Origin of the sequence: Synechococcus sp. KORDI-52 (genome assembly GCF_000737595.1) — a bacterium.
Classification (GTDB): Bacteria; Cyanobacteriota; Cyanobacteriia; order PCC-6307; family Cyanobiaceae; genus Parasynechococcus.
In genome coordinates this window covers 1465527-1477470 of record NZ_CP006271.1, presented here as the reverse complement: position 1 = coordinate 1477470, position 11944 = coordinate 1465527, and the positions used below count along the sequence as shown (strand labels likewise).

General features: G+C 60.0%; 18 protein-coding genes. 6 read left to right on the top strand and 12 right to left on the bottom strand.

The genetic code is table 11. The annotated features are described in order from the left end of the window. Window positions 1–6: 6 nt before the first annotated feature. Genes KR52_RS07450 through KR52_RS07440 form a run of 3 tightly spaced genes read right to left on the bottom strand, consistent with a single transcriptional unit; the run spans window position 7 to window position 1408 of the window. Window positions 7–342: a hypothetical protein gene (locus KR52_RS07450; protein ID WP_038554228.1), complete on the bottom strand. Its 336-nt coding sequence runs from the start codon at window positions 340–342 to the stop codon at window positions 7–9. Next, window positions 342–662, bottom strand: a complete 321-nt coding sequence (locus tag KR52_RS07445) for an MgPME-cyclase complex family protein (RefSeq protein WP_038554226.1) — start codon at window positions 660–662, stop codon at window positions 342–344. The genes KR52_RS07450 and KR52_RS07445 overlap by 1 nt, the downstream gene beginning before the upstream one ends. Beyond that, a complete protein-coding gene (locus KR52_RS07440) occupies window positions 659–1408 on the bottom strand; it encodes a pyridoxine 5'-phosphate synthase (protein ID WP_038554223.1) in 750 nt (249 codons plus the stop codon). Before KR52_RS07440 ends, KR52_RS07445 begins: the two co-directional genes overlap by 4 nt. A 26-nt stretch (window positions 1409–1434) precedes the next feature. Between KR52_RS07440 and KR52_RS07435 the strand changes: the two genes are divergently transcribed. Genes KR52_RS07435 through grxD form a run of 4 tightly spaced genes read left to right on the top strand, consistent with a single transcriptional unit; the run spans window position 1435 to window position 3387 of the window. Then, the gene (locus tag KR52_RS07435; RefSeq protein WP_084221963.1) at window positions 1435–2190 is read left to right on the top strand and encodes a 1-acyl-sn-glycerol-3-phosphate acyltransferase; all 756 of its coding nucleotides are present in this window, start codon (window positions 1435–1437) and stop codon (window positions 2188–2190) included. A gap of 28 nt (window positions 2191–2218) precedes the next feature. Then, the gene (locus KR52_RS07430) at window positions 2219–2746 is read left to right on the top strand and encodes a hypothetical protein (protein ID WP_038554220.1); all 528 of its coding nucleotides are present in this window, start codon (window positions 2219–2221) and stop codon (window positions 2744–2746) included. 48 nt (window positions 2747–2794) lie between these two features. Beyond that, complete coding sequence (locus tag KR52_RS07425) at window positions 2795–3043, top strand: BolA family protein (RefSeq protein WP_038554217.1); 249 nt, start codon at window positions 2795–2797, stop codon at window positions 3041–3043. Between the two features lie 20 nt (window positions 3044–3063). Next, entirely contained in the window at window positions 3064–3387 is a 324-nt protein-coding gene (gene grxD / locus KR52_RS07420) for a Grx4 family monothiol glutaredoxin (protein ID WP_038554215.1), read from the top strand. A gap of 1 nt (window position 3388) precedes the next feature. Here the strand turns inward: grxD and KR52_RS07415 are convergent, their stop codons facing one another. After that, window positions 3389–3661 (bottom strand): DUF6761 family protein, encoded by a 273-nt coding sequence (locus KR52_RS07415; protein WP_038554212.1) that lies wholly within the window; start codon window positions 3659–3661, stop codon window positions 3389–3391. 74 nt (window positions 3662–3735) lie between these two features. On the opposite strand from KR52_RS07415, the gene KR52_RS07410 reads away from it, so the two are divergent. Both KR52_RS07410 and KR52_RS14760 read left to right on the top strand, forming a co-directional pair. Next, entirely contained in the window at window positions 3736–4503 is a 768-nt protein-coding gene (locus tag KR52_RS07410) for a response regulator transcription factor (protein WP_038554209.1), read from the top strand. A 329-nt stretch (window positions 4504–4832) separates the two neighbouring features. Further along, window positions 4833–4970 (top strand): hypothetical protein, encoded by a 138-nt coding sequence (locus KR52_RS14760; protein WP_173402205.1) that lies wholly within the window; start codon window positions 4833–4835, stop codon window positions 4968–4970. A 110-nt stretch (window positions 4971–5080) separates the two neighbouring features. Here KR52_RS14760 and KR52_RS07405 read toward each other — a convergent pair whose 3' ends face one another. From KR52_RS07405 to KR52_RS07370, 8 genes are all read right to left on the bottom strand, one after another. Then, window positions 5081–5995: a hypothetical protein gene (locus KR52_RS07405; RefSeq protein WP_156957643.1), complete on the bottom strand. Its 915-nt coding sequence runs from the start codon at window positions 5993–5995 to the stop codon at window positions 5081–5083. Window positions 5996–6256: 261 nt separating this feature from the next. Next, window positions 6257–6811, bottom strand: coding sequence for a hypothetical protein (locus KR52_RS07400; RefSeq protein WP_038554203.1), 555 nt, complete (start codon window positions 6809–6811; stop codon window positions 6257–6259). Next, complete coding sequence (locus KR52_RS07395) at window positions 6808–7092, bottom strand: hypothetical protein (protein ID WP_038554201.1); 285 nt, start codon at window positions 7090–7092, stop codon at window positions 6808–6810. The genes KR52_RS07400 and KR52_RS07395 overlap by 4 nt, the downstream gene beginning before the upstream one ends. Before the next feature lie 35 nt (window positions 7093–7127). Continuing rightward, on the bottom strand, window positions 7128–8684 hold the full coding sequence (gene crtH / locus KR52_RS07390; protein WP_038554198.1) for a carotenoid isomerase: 1557 nt from the start codon (window positions 8682–8684) through the stop codon (window positions 7128–7130). A gap of 23 nt (window positions 8685–8707) precedes the next feature. Then, window positions 8708–9673, bottom strand: a complete 966-nt coding sequence (locus KR52_RS07385) for a cation transporter (RefSeq protein ID WP_038554195.1) — start codon at window positions 9671–9673, stop codon at window positions 8708–8710. Continuing rightward, a complete protein-coding gene (gene trmFO, locus KR52_RS07380; protein ID WP_038554192.1) occupies window positions 9670–11040 on the bottom strand; it encodes an FADH(2)-oxidizing methylenetetrahydrofolate--tRNA-(uracil(54)-C(5))-methyltransferase TrmFO in 1371 nt (456 codons plus the stop codon). The genes KR52_RS07385 and trmFO overlap by 4 nt, the downstream gene beginning before the upstream one ends. Before the next feature lie 47 nt (window positions 11041–11087). Then, window positions 11088–11210 (bottom strand): photosystem II protein Y, encoded by a 123-nt coding sequence (locus KR52_RS14755; RefSeq protein ID WP_038557025.1) that lies wholly within the window; start codon window positions 11208–11210, stop codon window positions 11088–11090. A gap of 193 nt (window positions 11211–11403) precedes the next feature. Further along, window positions 11404–11910 carry a gamma carbonic anhydrase family protein gene (locus KR52_RS07370; protein ID WP_253912340.1) on the bottom strand — a complete coding sequence of 169 codons (507 nt, stop codon included), beginning with the start codon at window positions 11908–11910 and terminating at the stop codon, window positions 11404–11406. Window positions 11911–11944: the final 34 nt, after the last annotated feature.

Here is an 11944-nt window from a genome sequence, read left to right as displayed (position 1 = left end):
TTCAGATCAGAACAAACCGAGAAAGCGCTTGCGTTCCTTGGGTTGGCTCGGGTCTGGCTTGGGTTTTTCGGGGGTTTCGCGGCGGTAGCGGGGCTTGGCATCCCCAACGGTGACCAGGGGATCGTTGTTTTTGAACCAGATCCAGTCGCGAATCGGCGGCGTCTCCGTGAGATCCCGGCGGGTCAGCCCCAACCCCAGCTTGGCCGAAGCCCCAAGCAGGATGTCCACCATCGCGTCCCCATCGGCACAGGTGGCCAACGCCTTGTTGGTTTTCTCCGCACCATCGAGGGCCTGCACCAGAAGTGCAATGCGCTGCTGAACGGGAAGGGAACTGGGTTTCATCAGACGGCACTGGCAAGAGCATCGGGAATCCCCGCGGACGGTGCCTCAAAGGCCCCCACAGCCACGTGCTCCAAACGCAGTTTGAGGAAGGTGATGAAGGTGGGATCGGTGGACACCACAGCGGCAGCGGGCTGGGGGATGGTTGCCTTGAGCTCAGCCAGCTCAGGAGAAGACAGGAAAGCCGGCTGCTTCACCAGCCAGAAATCGATGGTCTTGCCGGTTTCGGCGTAGTTGCGTTGGCGCTCCCGCAACACTTCCTCCAACGGCTCCTCAATGGTGAGGAAGCGCTCGCTGGCTGCAACGAAGTGATAAGTGGTCATCCGGGCGCCTGTCCGAAAAGGGGGTCAAGGCGGGGATTCTGAACCAAGACCTTCATATCCCGCACAGCCTGTTGCAGTCCGACGGCGACAGAGCGGGCCACGATCGTGTGGCCGATGTTGAGTTCCTCCATCCCAGGGATGGCCGCAACGGGCTCAACGTTCTGATAAGTGAGGCCATGGCCGGCATTGACCCGCAGACCGAGCTGCCGGGCGATGGCCGTGCCTTCCTGCAAGCGGGCCAGCTCCTGGGGCTGGGTGCTCCAATCGGCGTCGGCGTAGCGCCCCGTGTGCAATTCCACCCAGCTAGCCCCGGTGTTTTTGCAGGCCTGGAGCTGGGTGGCCTCCGGATCCACAAACAGGCTCACCGGAATCCTGGCGGCTTCAAGGGTTTGCACCATGCCCCCCAGGGAGGCCTCTTGTCCGGCCACATCCAGGCCCCCCTCCGTGGTGACCTCCTCCCGCCGTTCCGGCACCAGGGTGACCATGTCGGGCTGGATCCGCAGCGCAATCGCCACCATCTCCTCGGTAGCGGCCATTTCCAGATTGAGGCGGGAGCGCACGGTTTGGCGCAGCAATTCCACATCCCGATCCTGAATGTGACGCCGGTCTTCCCTCAGATGCACGGTGATCCCATCAGCCCCACCGAGTTCAGCCAGCAGTGCCATCGATACCGGGTCCGGCTCAACGGTCCGCCTGGCCTCACGGATGTTGGCGATGTGGTCGATATTGACGCCGAGGCTGGCCATGACGGGGCAGTCGTTGGCCGGATCCTATGCAGCTTTGCCGGAGGGATTTAGGTTCTCAGGCATCGAATTCGATCAGCCCGTTGCAAGCGGCCCTGGCGACCCGAGAAAACAGCCTGCGTGTCGGTATCGACAGCTTCTGGGCCCCCCTGGCGATGTTCACCACCCAGGATCTGGCGCTGCGCTTTCAATTCCGTGAGCGTCTGGTGCTCAACCCAGAGCATCTCCCCCATCAGGGACCTGTGCTGCTGGCACCGACGCACCGCGCCCGCTGGGATGCCCTGATGCTGCCGATGGCCGCCGGCCGTCGGGTCAGTGGCCGCGACTGCCGCTTCATGGTGACCACCACCGAAATGCGGGGACTGCAGGGCTGGTTTCTGCAACGGCTTGGCTGCTTCCCGGTGGACCAGGGACGGCCCTCGATGACCACCCTGCGTCTGGCCATCGACCTGTTGGCCGACGGACAGCAAGTGGTGATGTTCCCCGAAGGCAGGATTCATCGGCAGGACGCGGCGATTGAGCTGCGACCCGGCCTGGTGCGTCTGGCCCAATTGGCGCAGAGCCGCGGCGTTTGCGTTCCGGTGGTTCCCGTTGGCTTGGGCTACAGCCAGGCCCCAGCACGGCCCTTCAGCCGGGCAGCACTCTGTTTCGGAGCACCGCTCAGCGTTCCAGCCAAGGGAGATCGCGAGGCGACACGACAGTTCAACATCCATCTTGCTGCTGCGATGCATGCGGCTGAACAAGCGGCCCGTGCTGCCGTTGGCCGACCGCTGCAGAGCTTCTAAAGTCCGCCAACGTTTTCCTACTGGTCTCATGGGTTGTCGCGCATTGCTGACGGCTGCTGCACTTGTGGCAACCCTGGGCGTGACCGCCGCTCCTGGCTTCGCCCAAACATCAGCAGGAAACCGCGTTCTGGCTCAGGCGCAGGGTGGGTTCAACCCAGCGTCCGTCCGTTCGATGCTTGCCGCAGGCGATGCAGCTGCCAGCCGCGGAGACCTTGCGGAGGCGCGGGCTGACTATGACAAGGCCCGCAAAGCATCCAAGCAGCTGCTTGCCTTTTACCGCGACCTGAGTGGTGCCTTCCGCGGACTGGATGCCCGCATCCCCCGCGAGATGGACACCAAAGGCCGTGAAGCCCTGGAACTGCTGGCGGAAACCAACCTCCGCCTGGCTGCCCTGTTCCGCCGTCAGAACCAACCCGAAGTGGCTGTTCCAGTGCTGGTCGAAGTGGTCAAACTGATGACACCGGCCAAACCTCAGGGTCAAAAGGCCTATCAGAGCCTTCTGGAACTAGGTTTTGTTGAAACGGAATTCCGGGGTGCATCTGCAGCCGGCCAATGAGCCGGTCTGTCAGCATCTGAGCCAGTCCCTTTTTGCACAACCGTCACCATGGTGCAGCCGGATGCCGTTGAAGCCGCGATTCAGCACGTTATTCCTGACGCCAACGTCACCGTTGAAGACCTCACCGGTGGCGGTGATCACCTCCAGGTGACCGTGGTGTCGTCCGCTTTTGCTGGCCTTTCACGCATCCGGCAGCATCAGATGGTGTACGGCGCGCTGCAGCAGGAATTGGCCAGCGAAGCGATTCACGCCCTCGCCCTCAACACCTCAACCCCCTCGGACGCTGCGTCCGCATAACGCCTAACTCACACTCAACGATGGACCCCTCCACCAAAGCTCGCATCGAAACCCTGGTCGCTTCCAGCCCGATCTTCGTGTTCATGAAGGGCTCCAAGTTGATGCCCCAGTGCGGATTCTCAAACAATGTGGTGCAGATCCTGCACTCCCTCGGTGTGGCATTCGAGACATTCGACGTTCTCTCTGATCCAGAGATTCGTCAGGGAATCAAAGACTTTTCCAGCTGGCCCACCATCCCTCAGGTGTACGTGAAAGGGGAATTCATCGGCGGTTCTGACATCCTGATTGAGATGTACAACTCCGGAGAACTGCGCGAAAAGCTGGAAATTGCCCTCGCCAGCTAACTCAATAGCCCTGCGGGTGGCGCATGTACAACGTGCTTACATCCCCGTCAGGGCCTACAAAACTGGAAGGATCCATGATCCAGCGATCGATCAGTTGCTCGAGGCGATGCTGAGAACGAGGATCCAGCGATCCAGCCTTCCTCAGGGCATGGAGGTAACCATCGGAATACAATCGCAGCTCTGACGGGGTGTGATAACGGCTTGTCAACTCCTGACAGGCATCGCAGAGCGACTGGAAATGACGAATGGCTTCAGGGTCGTCGAGTGATGTCATGAGATGCAAAAGCAGCCCCTGTTACCAGCCTGCCAAGATTTTCGGCTTAGCGTAGACGCGCCCGGGCCGATCCAGTGACCTCCACCCCCCACGACCTCACGGCGGAAGCATCTGCAGCCAGCTCCGATCCGGTGACGATGCCCAGCTCAAGCACTGGACAGGAACCTTCACGGGTCTTGGTGGTCGAGCCGCATCCAACCCTGCGCACGGTGTTGGTACAGAGGCTGCGTCAAGACGGACATCTCACCGCCGCTGTGGCGAATGCCACTGAGGCATTGGAGGTTTGTCAGGATCAAGCGCCTGATCTTCTGGTAAGCGCAGAACTGCTGGAGCGCAGCTCCGCCTTGCGGTTGGCCGAGCAGCTGCGATCTCCTGTCATGGTGTTGACAGCACGCACCGGGGCAGAACCGGTGGTGGGTCTTCTCGACGACGGCGCCGACGATGTTCTCCGCAAACCGTTCGGATTAGAAGAATTGGCCGCCCGTTGCCGCACCCTGCTTAAGCGGGGGCACAGTGGCCTGCAGGAACGGGTGACCGTTGGGCCTCTTGAAGTTCATCTGCTCCTGCGACAGGTGACGCTTCGGGAGCAACCCGTGGAGCTGAGCCCCCGAGAATTTGCCCTGCTTTGTGCACTGTTGATGCCGCCTGGGTTGGTTCGCAGCCGGCAGGAACTGCTGCGAATGGCCTGGCCGCCCTTCAGCGGTGGACCTCGATCAGTTGACACCCAGGTGCTTACCCTGCGCCGCAAGTTGGAACAGGCCGGTCTTGGAGAAGGCGGTGGAATCACCACCGTGCGTCAACGGGGCTACCGCTTCAGCCTCGACAATCTCCCGAACAACTAGATCAATGGATTGACTCCAACTAGACACTTGATTCACATAGGTCAAGGCCCCGTTATTCAAAGTGGTGCCTGCAGGGTGCTCTTTGAAGACCTCTACCCGTTTCAACAAGTAAGTCGCACAGACTGTGATTCGAACTGCTCCGCTGTAGTGATTGACGCATTCGCTGAAGCCGGTCAACACAAGCGAGTCGAGGCCAAAACCTGATTTCGTCACGAACGACAGACTTCTGGAAAAAACCACGAGTTCTTCGTCAATCCGTGACCCCTTTTCGTTGCTTGATCGGTACAGGGAGGTCAAGATGGTGAAGTCGACACCCGGGAGCCCCCGTCGTGATCGGATTAACCCGGTTCTATTGCAACCAAGGAGAAGTATTTCTCCTCGTTGATGTGGCCTCTGAAGATGCCAAAAAGATGTCTGAAGAGCTGGCCAAAGAAGGCTGGGAGATTGAAGCGGAAATCCCGGTCTGATACTTAAGACCTGTGCACTGATGGGCCATCATCCAAGAAGAACGACACAAACTACTGGATTGGCAGAACAATAAAAAACAATCCATTCGCGCCACACAAACCAATCTTTTTTAAATCTCATAATAACGACAATTCTTCAACCTAATTCCAGTTGACTCACTGTAGACAATACCCCTGACCTCCAGATTCATACCTTTTTTCAAAGACCTGATAACTGGATCAGACCTCTTGTGCGAGCACGATACGGATGCAAAACTCATATCCGGCATACGAGTACAACCAAATTCTCCAAAGCATTGATACCCATCGGGGACTCCAATACTCACGGTGACAGCATTTTGATCGAACATGGAGTCATCAACCGAATCAACCACTCCAGTAACTGCAACCATCTGATCGGCATACTTTTCTTCCGCGACAATTGAATTAGATTCAAACTCTTCAGATATCTCTTTAACAGACACAAAAGCGATTGGATTTTTATATCGCTCTTCCCATCTCTCCTGTGCAAAACGCCTCTCGTCATCCAATCTCTTCTGCTCAGCCTCCCGCCTCTGCTGCTCAGCAACTCGTTTTTGCTGTTCGGCCTCGGCCTTCTTCTTTCTCCGCTCATCCTCAGCTTTATGAAGGGCTCGTTCCTCGTTTTCAGCCCTCATTGCAGCAAGGTCAACATGGGTTGGGGACCAAGCATGACCAACCAGGGCAGGTGCAACCGAGATGACACTGCCGGTACGAAAATTCTTAAATTTATAAAAGCTCTCATTATCGATCAATGCACCATTATCCCTTTCGTTCAAAACAACCATCTCAGAGCCAGGACGAGAGGACGGCCGAATCGTTGATTTTTCTCCATCCGGCCAAGTGATGATGAGTAGCTTCCCTTTGGCATCTGTCACCCAAGATATCGAGCAGCTCTCTCTCGGTTCGCCGTTGATTTCACATCCCTTCGGCACCTGCGAGCACGCGGAAAGAAGACTGGCAACAGCTAGCGGAATAAAGAAAACAAGAGACAATCGGTTTTCCATACTCCCTGAAAAAATGCAGTTACTTTTAGCACGGCAAGCGTTCGCATTTAGACCAATAAACAATGAAAGCGTCTCTCATACCAACAACACTCACCTTGGCCCTGCTCACAAAAGATACGTCTTTTTGGATATTCAATCAATATCCTGCAGATGAGCAGCCGAAATCTATGTTGCAACTGTGCAACTGACGTTGTCTCAACGTTGGGGCAAACAAGTCCATAATACTGAAAAATATTCGCCAAACCTGAACATCAACTTTCTTCAGCCCGGAACACCCGCCGGCAAACTGATCCAGCCCTGAGCCAGCGCCAGAGACGTGACCAGTTCGCCGGCAATCATCAGCACGGCCAATCCAGCCAAGAGCTGATACGTCCAGGGCGGCGTGAGTCGGCCGATTCCCTTGATCGACACAGGGGTGTTGGCGGCCAGAAGCTCCAGAAATCGATCGAAGCGCTCGATGCGTTGCGGCAACAGCTGGTGGCGTAGATCGGCTGCCTTCACGTAATACACCGTTCCCCCCTGACTGGTGCCAACGGGCACCAGGGCCCGAATGTCCTGCCAACGCATGGACCAGCCCCGGCGCAACAACCAGCGGATCCATAACGGATAACGCACCTGGATTCCCTCGGCATCGGTCTCAACCCGTTCACTCAACAGACCGATCACCAACACCAAGCCCAGCAACAGTCCTGCCACCATCAGCCAGCGCGACTCCGCAGGGGCGAGCAACGGCAAGGGCAGCACCAAGGCCCCATACAGGCTGAGCAGGGTGAAGCGGATCAACGGCGATAAGCCGAAACAGTCCTTGCCGGTCATCGGTCGTCCGGAGAACCCGGCAGGGGTTCGATCAGTTGTGGGGGTTGATAAGTGCCACCAAACACTTCCTGCTCACGGCCTTTCCAGAACTGGCCAAGACGCATCAGATCGGCATGGGCTTCTTGCACCTTCTCGAGGTACAGCTGAGGATCCATGGAGTCCTTGGCTTCCTTCAGCTTCTTGAGCCGCAGCATCTGCAGATTCCAAGGCTTGGTCAGCTCGCCCCTCTGCTCGAGGTAGCGGGCCAGATCTTTTGACGACGGCTGAAACTCAGGCGGCATCCCAACTCCTACGGATAACCACGCTAGGCAGAAGATCAGGCCGGCAGCGCCCAGGGGTTCAGGCCTAGGTCAGCCCCAACACGATGGGCACAGGCAAACCCACTGAAGGCCACAGCGTTGAGGCCCTGGCCGGGGAAACAGGAATCCCCTACGCAATAGAGATTTTTCAACCCGGTGCGGTTGAACGGCATCGGCAGCAGTCCCGGCAGCTGCATGGCCGGAATCGGGCCGTAACTGCCCTGAAAGCGACCCAGAAAACGCCTGTGGCTGCGGGGCGTGCCGATCTCCTTGTGGGTGATGGCATTGGCGAGGCCGGGAAGGATCGCCTCCAGACGCTGGATCAACCGTGCCGCATCCGCCTCCTTTTTCTCGCGGTACTGGCTGGGGGTCAGTCCTTGCCAAGCCTCCATCGATGAAGGCGTGAAGGTATGAACGATGTGATGCCCGGCCGGAGCCAGATCCGGATCTAGCAGCGAGGGCATCGACACGAAGATCACCCCCTGCTCGTCCTCCATCCGGTTCCAGTCTTCGAGCAGGAGGTGATGGCAGTGGGTACCGGGCGGAATCAGGTCAGCCCGAACCCCCAGATGCAGCGACAGGAACGAGGGGGAAGGCACATAACGCTTGCGCCAGAACTGCTCCTTGCCCGGCGTGTGGGCGGCATCCACCAGGGATTGGCCAGAGCGGCGCTGCTCATCACCCGCTCCGGAGAAGGTGTCCCAGCGGGTGGCATTGGAGATCACACGCTTGGCGCGGATGACCTCACCATCGGCCAGCTTCACACCAACCGCCTGATCGTTCTCGATCAGCACCTCGGTGACTCGGGCCTTGTAACGGATGGCGCCGCCATGGCGTTCCAATCCCTTCACCAGCTTTTCGGCGATCACGCCGACGCCTCCCTTGGGGTAGTTGATCCCCCCCGCATGGCGATCGGAAAACACCATGCCGGCATTGATCATCGGTGTGCGATCCGCCGGCATCACCGACCAGCAAAAGCACTCAATGTCGATGAACTTGAGCAGTTGCTCGTCCTTGATGTGCTCACGGGCGACAGCACCGACATTGAACGGCAGCCAGCGGGCCAGCCCCAGACAGGCCAGTGGCGCCTTGAAGAACACCTTGGTGAGGTAGGCCGGATCCTCCAGCGAGAGAAGCGGCATGGCGTCGAGGCAATTGAACACCTGCCAGCAGGTGTCGTAGAAGCGGCGGATCCCTTCAGCCTCATGGGGAAACCGCGCCGTGAGATCGGCGATGAACTGCTCGTAGTCGCGATCCACCGCGATGCGCAGCCCACCGGGCATGTGGTATTCGAGCTGGGCAGGGTCGGGGATGGTGTCGCAGTGCTCCCCCACATCAGCAAGGGCCCGGGTGAGCAGGTTGGTGAAACCCTTCTTGCCGAAGCCGAAAATCATCGAGGCCCCCACATCGAAGGTGTAGCCCTCACGCTTGAAGGCACCACCACTGCCGCCGGGGATCAGATACCGCTCCAAGACGAGGGTCTTGGCTCCCTTGGCCGCCAACTGACTGGCGGTGACCAAACCACCGATGCCGGAACCGATCACAACGGCATCCCACTGCTGGTTCTCACTCATGACATCGCTTCTTTGGGGTGACGCTAAGGGGCCGTCTGCGGCCTTGGATCCTGGCGGTGGATCGGCGGCATCACCGTGAGGATCACCTCAGAACGCACCGGACGTCCGAGTTCAGCACTGCAACGGGCATCAATGTGATGGCGCAGGCCATCAATCACCCGACTTTCCATGGGCTGCAGCGGATTGATGTAGACCACGACAAAGGCCGTACGGCCCAGCTGCTGCACCGTGAAATCCATCATCTGCAGCTGAAGCCCCACCAGCTCCTGCATCAACACGATGCGCGTGCGCTGAAGCACATCCGGATCGGCGGCACAGCCCGCTGCCTGAGCCATGGCATCCCGCAACGCCGCCAGGGGTTCGCGCAGCAAGGCCAGGCTCACCGCCAGCACCAAAAGCGCATCTGTAATTGGGGCCAGGGGAGAGAAGGGCGTTGCCAAGAGCAGGGGCGACGCCAGCAGGGCCAAACCGGTGGCCAGGGTGATCACCGCATCGATCCGGGCATTGCGGGCCTCGGTGAGCAGCAGCAGCGACACCCTCCCCGTGCGGCGCCAGTCGCGGCGGTGCCGCCAGGCCAGCAGACCACAGAGCGCTGTCATCAGCGCGGTGTAGAGCGCCACCGGCTCCAGATGCAACGGCGCAATGCTGTTCCCCCGCCACCAGTCGATCAAGGTGGAGCAGGAGCTGCCGACGCCAAAGCCGATCACCCCGAGCAGCACCAGGGAGCGAAACAGCACATACAGGGCTTCCTGACCTTCGTAGCCGTAGGGCCAGGCTCGATCCGGCGGCCGCACCACGTTGCGGCTGATGCGACTGGCAATCAAGGACGACCCCACCAACACGGCGGAATACAGGCCGTCCAACAGCAGGGCCGAGGATCCGGTGAGCACATGGGCGGAGAACCCAGCCAAGGCCATCACTGCGTTGGCACCGATCCCGAAGCGCAGGGAGCGCTGTTCGATCCGGCGAGCCTCCGCAGCGGTGTTCATGCCGTCACGGTCTCCGGTTGGAGAGCCCGCATCGGCTCAAGATCCTGCAAGGCACGATCCCGGTAGGCGCCGTAGCGGGCCCGTTTGTCGCGAATGCGTTCCGGTAGATCCGGCAAGAGGCCGAAATTGGGGGGCATCGGCTGGAACTTGGCCGTGGGCGCCTCGCTGACGAAATGGGTGAGGGCTCCACTCATGCAGGTGGCCGGCAAATCAATGGGCACCAGGCCCCGGGCCAGCCGAGCCGCATTGGTGCCGGCCAACCAGCCACCGGCCACGGCGGCGGCATAGCCCTCGGTGCCTGTGATCTGGCCTGCTGCCAGGAGGTTGGGGCGCTGGCGGAACTGCATGGTGGGCTGCAGTAGCTGCGGCGACTCCAGGAAGGTGTTGCGGTGCATGACCCCAAAACGCACAAATTCCGCCTGGCCCAGCCCGGGAATCATCTGCAGAACACGCTTCTGCTCACCCCATTTGAGATTCGTCTGGAAACCCACCAGATTCCAGAGGCGCCCGTCCTTGTCTTCCTGCCGTAGCTGCACCACGGCGTAGGCGCGCTTGGCCCGGCGCACATCGCGATCGTTGACATCGCCCCAACGGGGATCCCAGAGCCCGATCGGCTTCAGGGGGCCATAACGCATGGTGTCTTCACCACGACGCGCCAACTCCTCAATCGGCAGGCAACCCTCAAAGAAGGTGGCGTCGTTTTTGTCGAAGTCTTTGAGTTCCGCCTGTTCCGCCTCGAGCAAAGCCTGGCGGAACGCCAGGTACTGCTCTTTGTCCATCGGACAGTTGATGTAGTCCGCATCGCCCTTGTCGTAGCGGCTGGCGCGGAAGGCCACCGACAGATCGATGCTCTCCCCATGCACGATCGGACTGGCCGCATCAAAGAAATGGCAGTCGGAGCGGCCGGTGAACTGGCGCAGATCCTCCGCCAACGGTTCACTCGTGAGCGGCCCCGTCGCCAGCACGGTGATCGCATCGGCCGGCGGCAGGGATTGCTGCTCGCGCCGTTTAATCGTGACCAGGGGATGCTGGTCAAGAGCCTCAGTGAGAGCGGCGCTGTAGCGACCGCGATCAACGGCTAAAGCTCCGCCGGCCGGCACAGCGTGGGTGTCGGCCGTGCCGATCACCAAAGAACCAAGACGACGTAACTCCTCCTGCAGCAGGCCCGCAGCACGGTCGCTGCTCAGGGCTCCAAAGCTGTTGCTGCACACCAACTCAGCGAAATCACTGCTGTGGTGAGCCGGGGAGCGTCGAATCGGACGCATCTCCACCAGGGTGACCGCAACTCCTGCACGGGCGACCTGCCAGGCCGCCTCGGTGCCAGCCAGACCGGCACCTAGAACGGTGACATGGGGAGATTGAGACAAACGGGTGCATCAAGCAGCCTTCAGCCTACGAAGCTCGCTTGCCTGGATCAGGCGCGGCTGCGCTTGAGCATCAGCTGCAGCTGACCCACTGCCGCACGGCCGATGTTGAAGGCGGCCCAGCTAACAGCGGCAAGAACCGGAGCAACCACAAGGAACAGGCGGGCATCAATCCCCAGCACTTGGCCCGTGGTGATCACGCTGAAGGCCGAGTAACCGACGATCACCAGGATGAGGACCAGACCGATGGCAACTCGGACCATTCTTGAAAACGGAAATCTGTGTCGCCGATCTTACGGACTTCTCCGTTAATCCCACGACCTTCATTCAAAGCTGATCGAATTCGCAGCAATCAGGCTGTTGCATTCAAGGTGTGACTCGGGCATGGGCTGCCGCCAATTGCGCATAGCGCTGGGCATGGCAACGCTGTTCATCGATGGCTTCCGGCGACAACTTCCGCTTCACTGCCGCTGGCGCGCCCATCACCAGGGTGCCGGGGGGCACATCCTTGGTGACCACAGATCCGGCGGCAACCAGGGCACCGGCACCAACGGTGACGCCATTGAGAACGATGGCGCCGATCCCCACCAGACATCCATCTTCAAGCGTGGCGCCATGGATCACGGCCCGATGCCCCACGGTGACGTCGGCGCCGATGAGCACCGGCTGTCCCGGATCACCATGGAGCACGGCGCCATCTTGAACATTGCTCCCAGCGCCGATGCTGATCTGTTCCAGATCACCACGCGCCACAGCCGTGGGCCAGAGGCTGCTGCCTCCTGCCATTCGCACTTGTCCAATCACCACAGCGGATTCAGCTACCCAGGCCTCTGCATCGATCTGGGGATCGGGCCAGGCGTTCGAGCCAGTCATGGCCATGGTTCGTCAGCCCCCAGTCTCCCCGGCG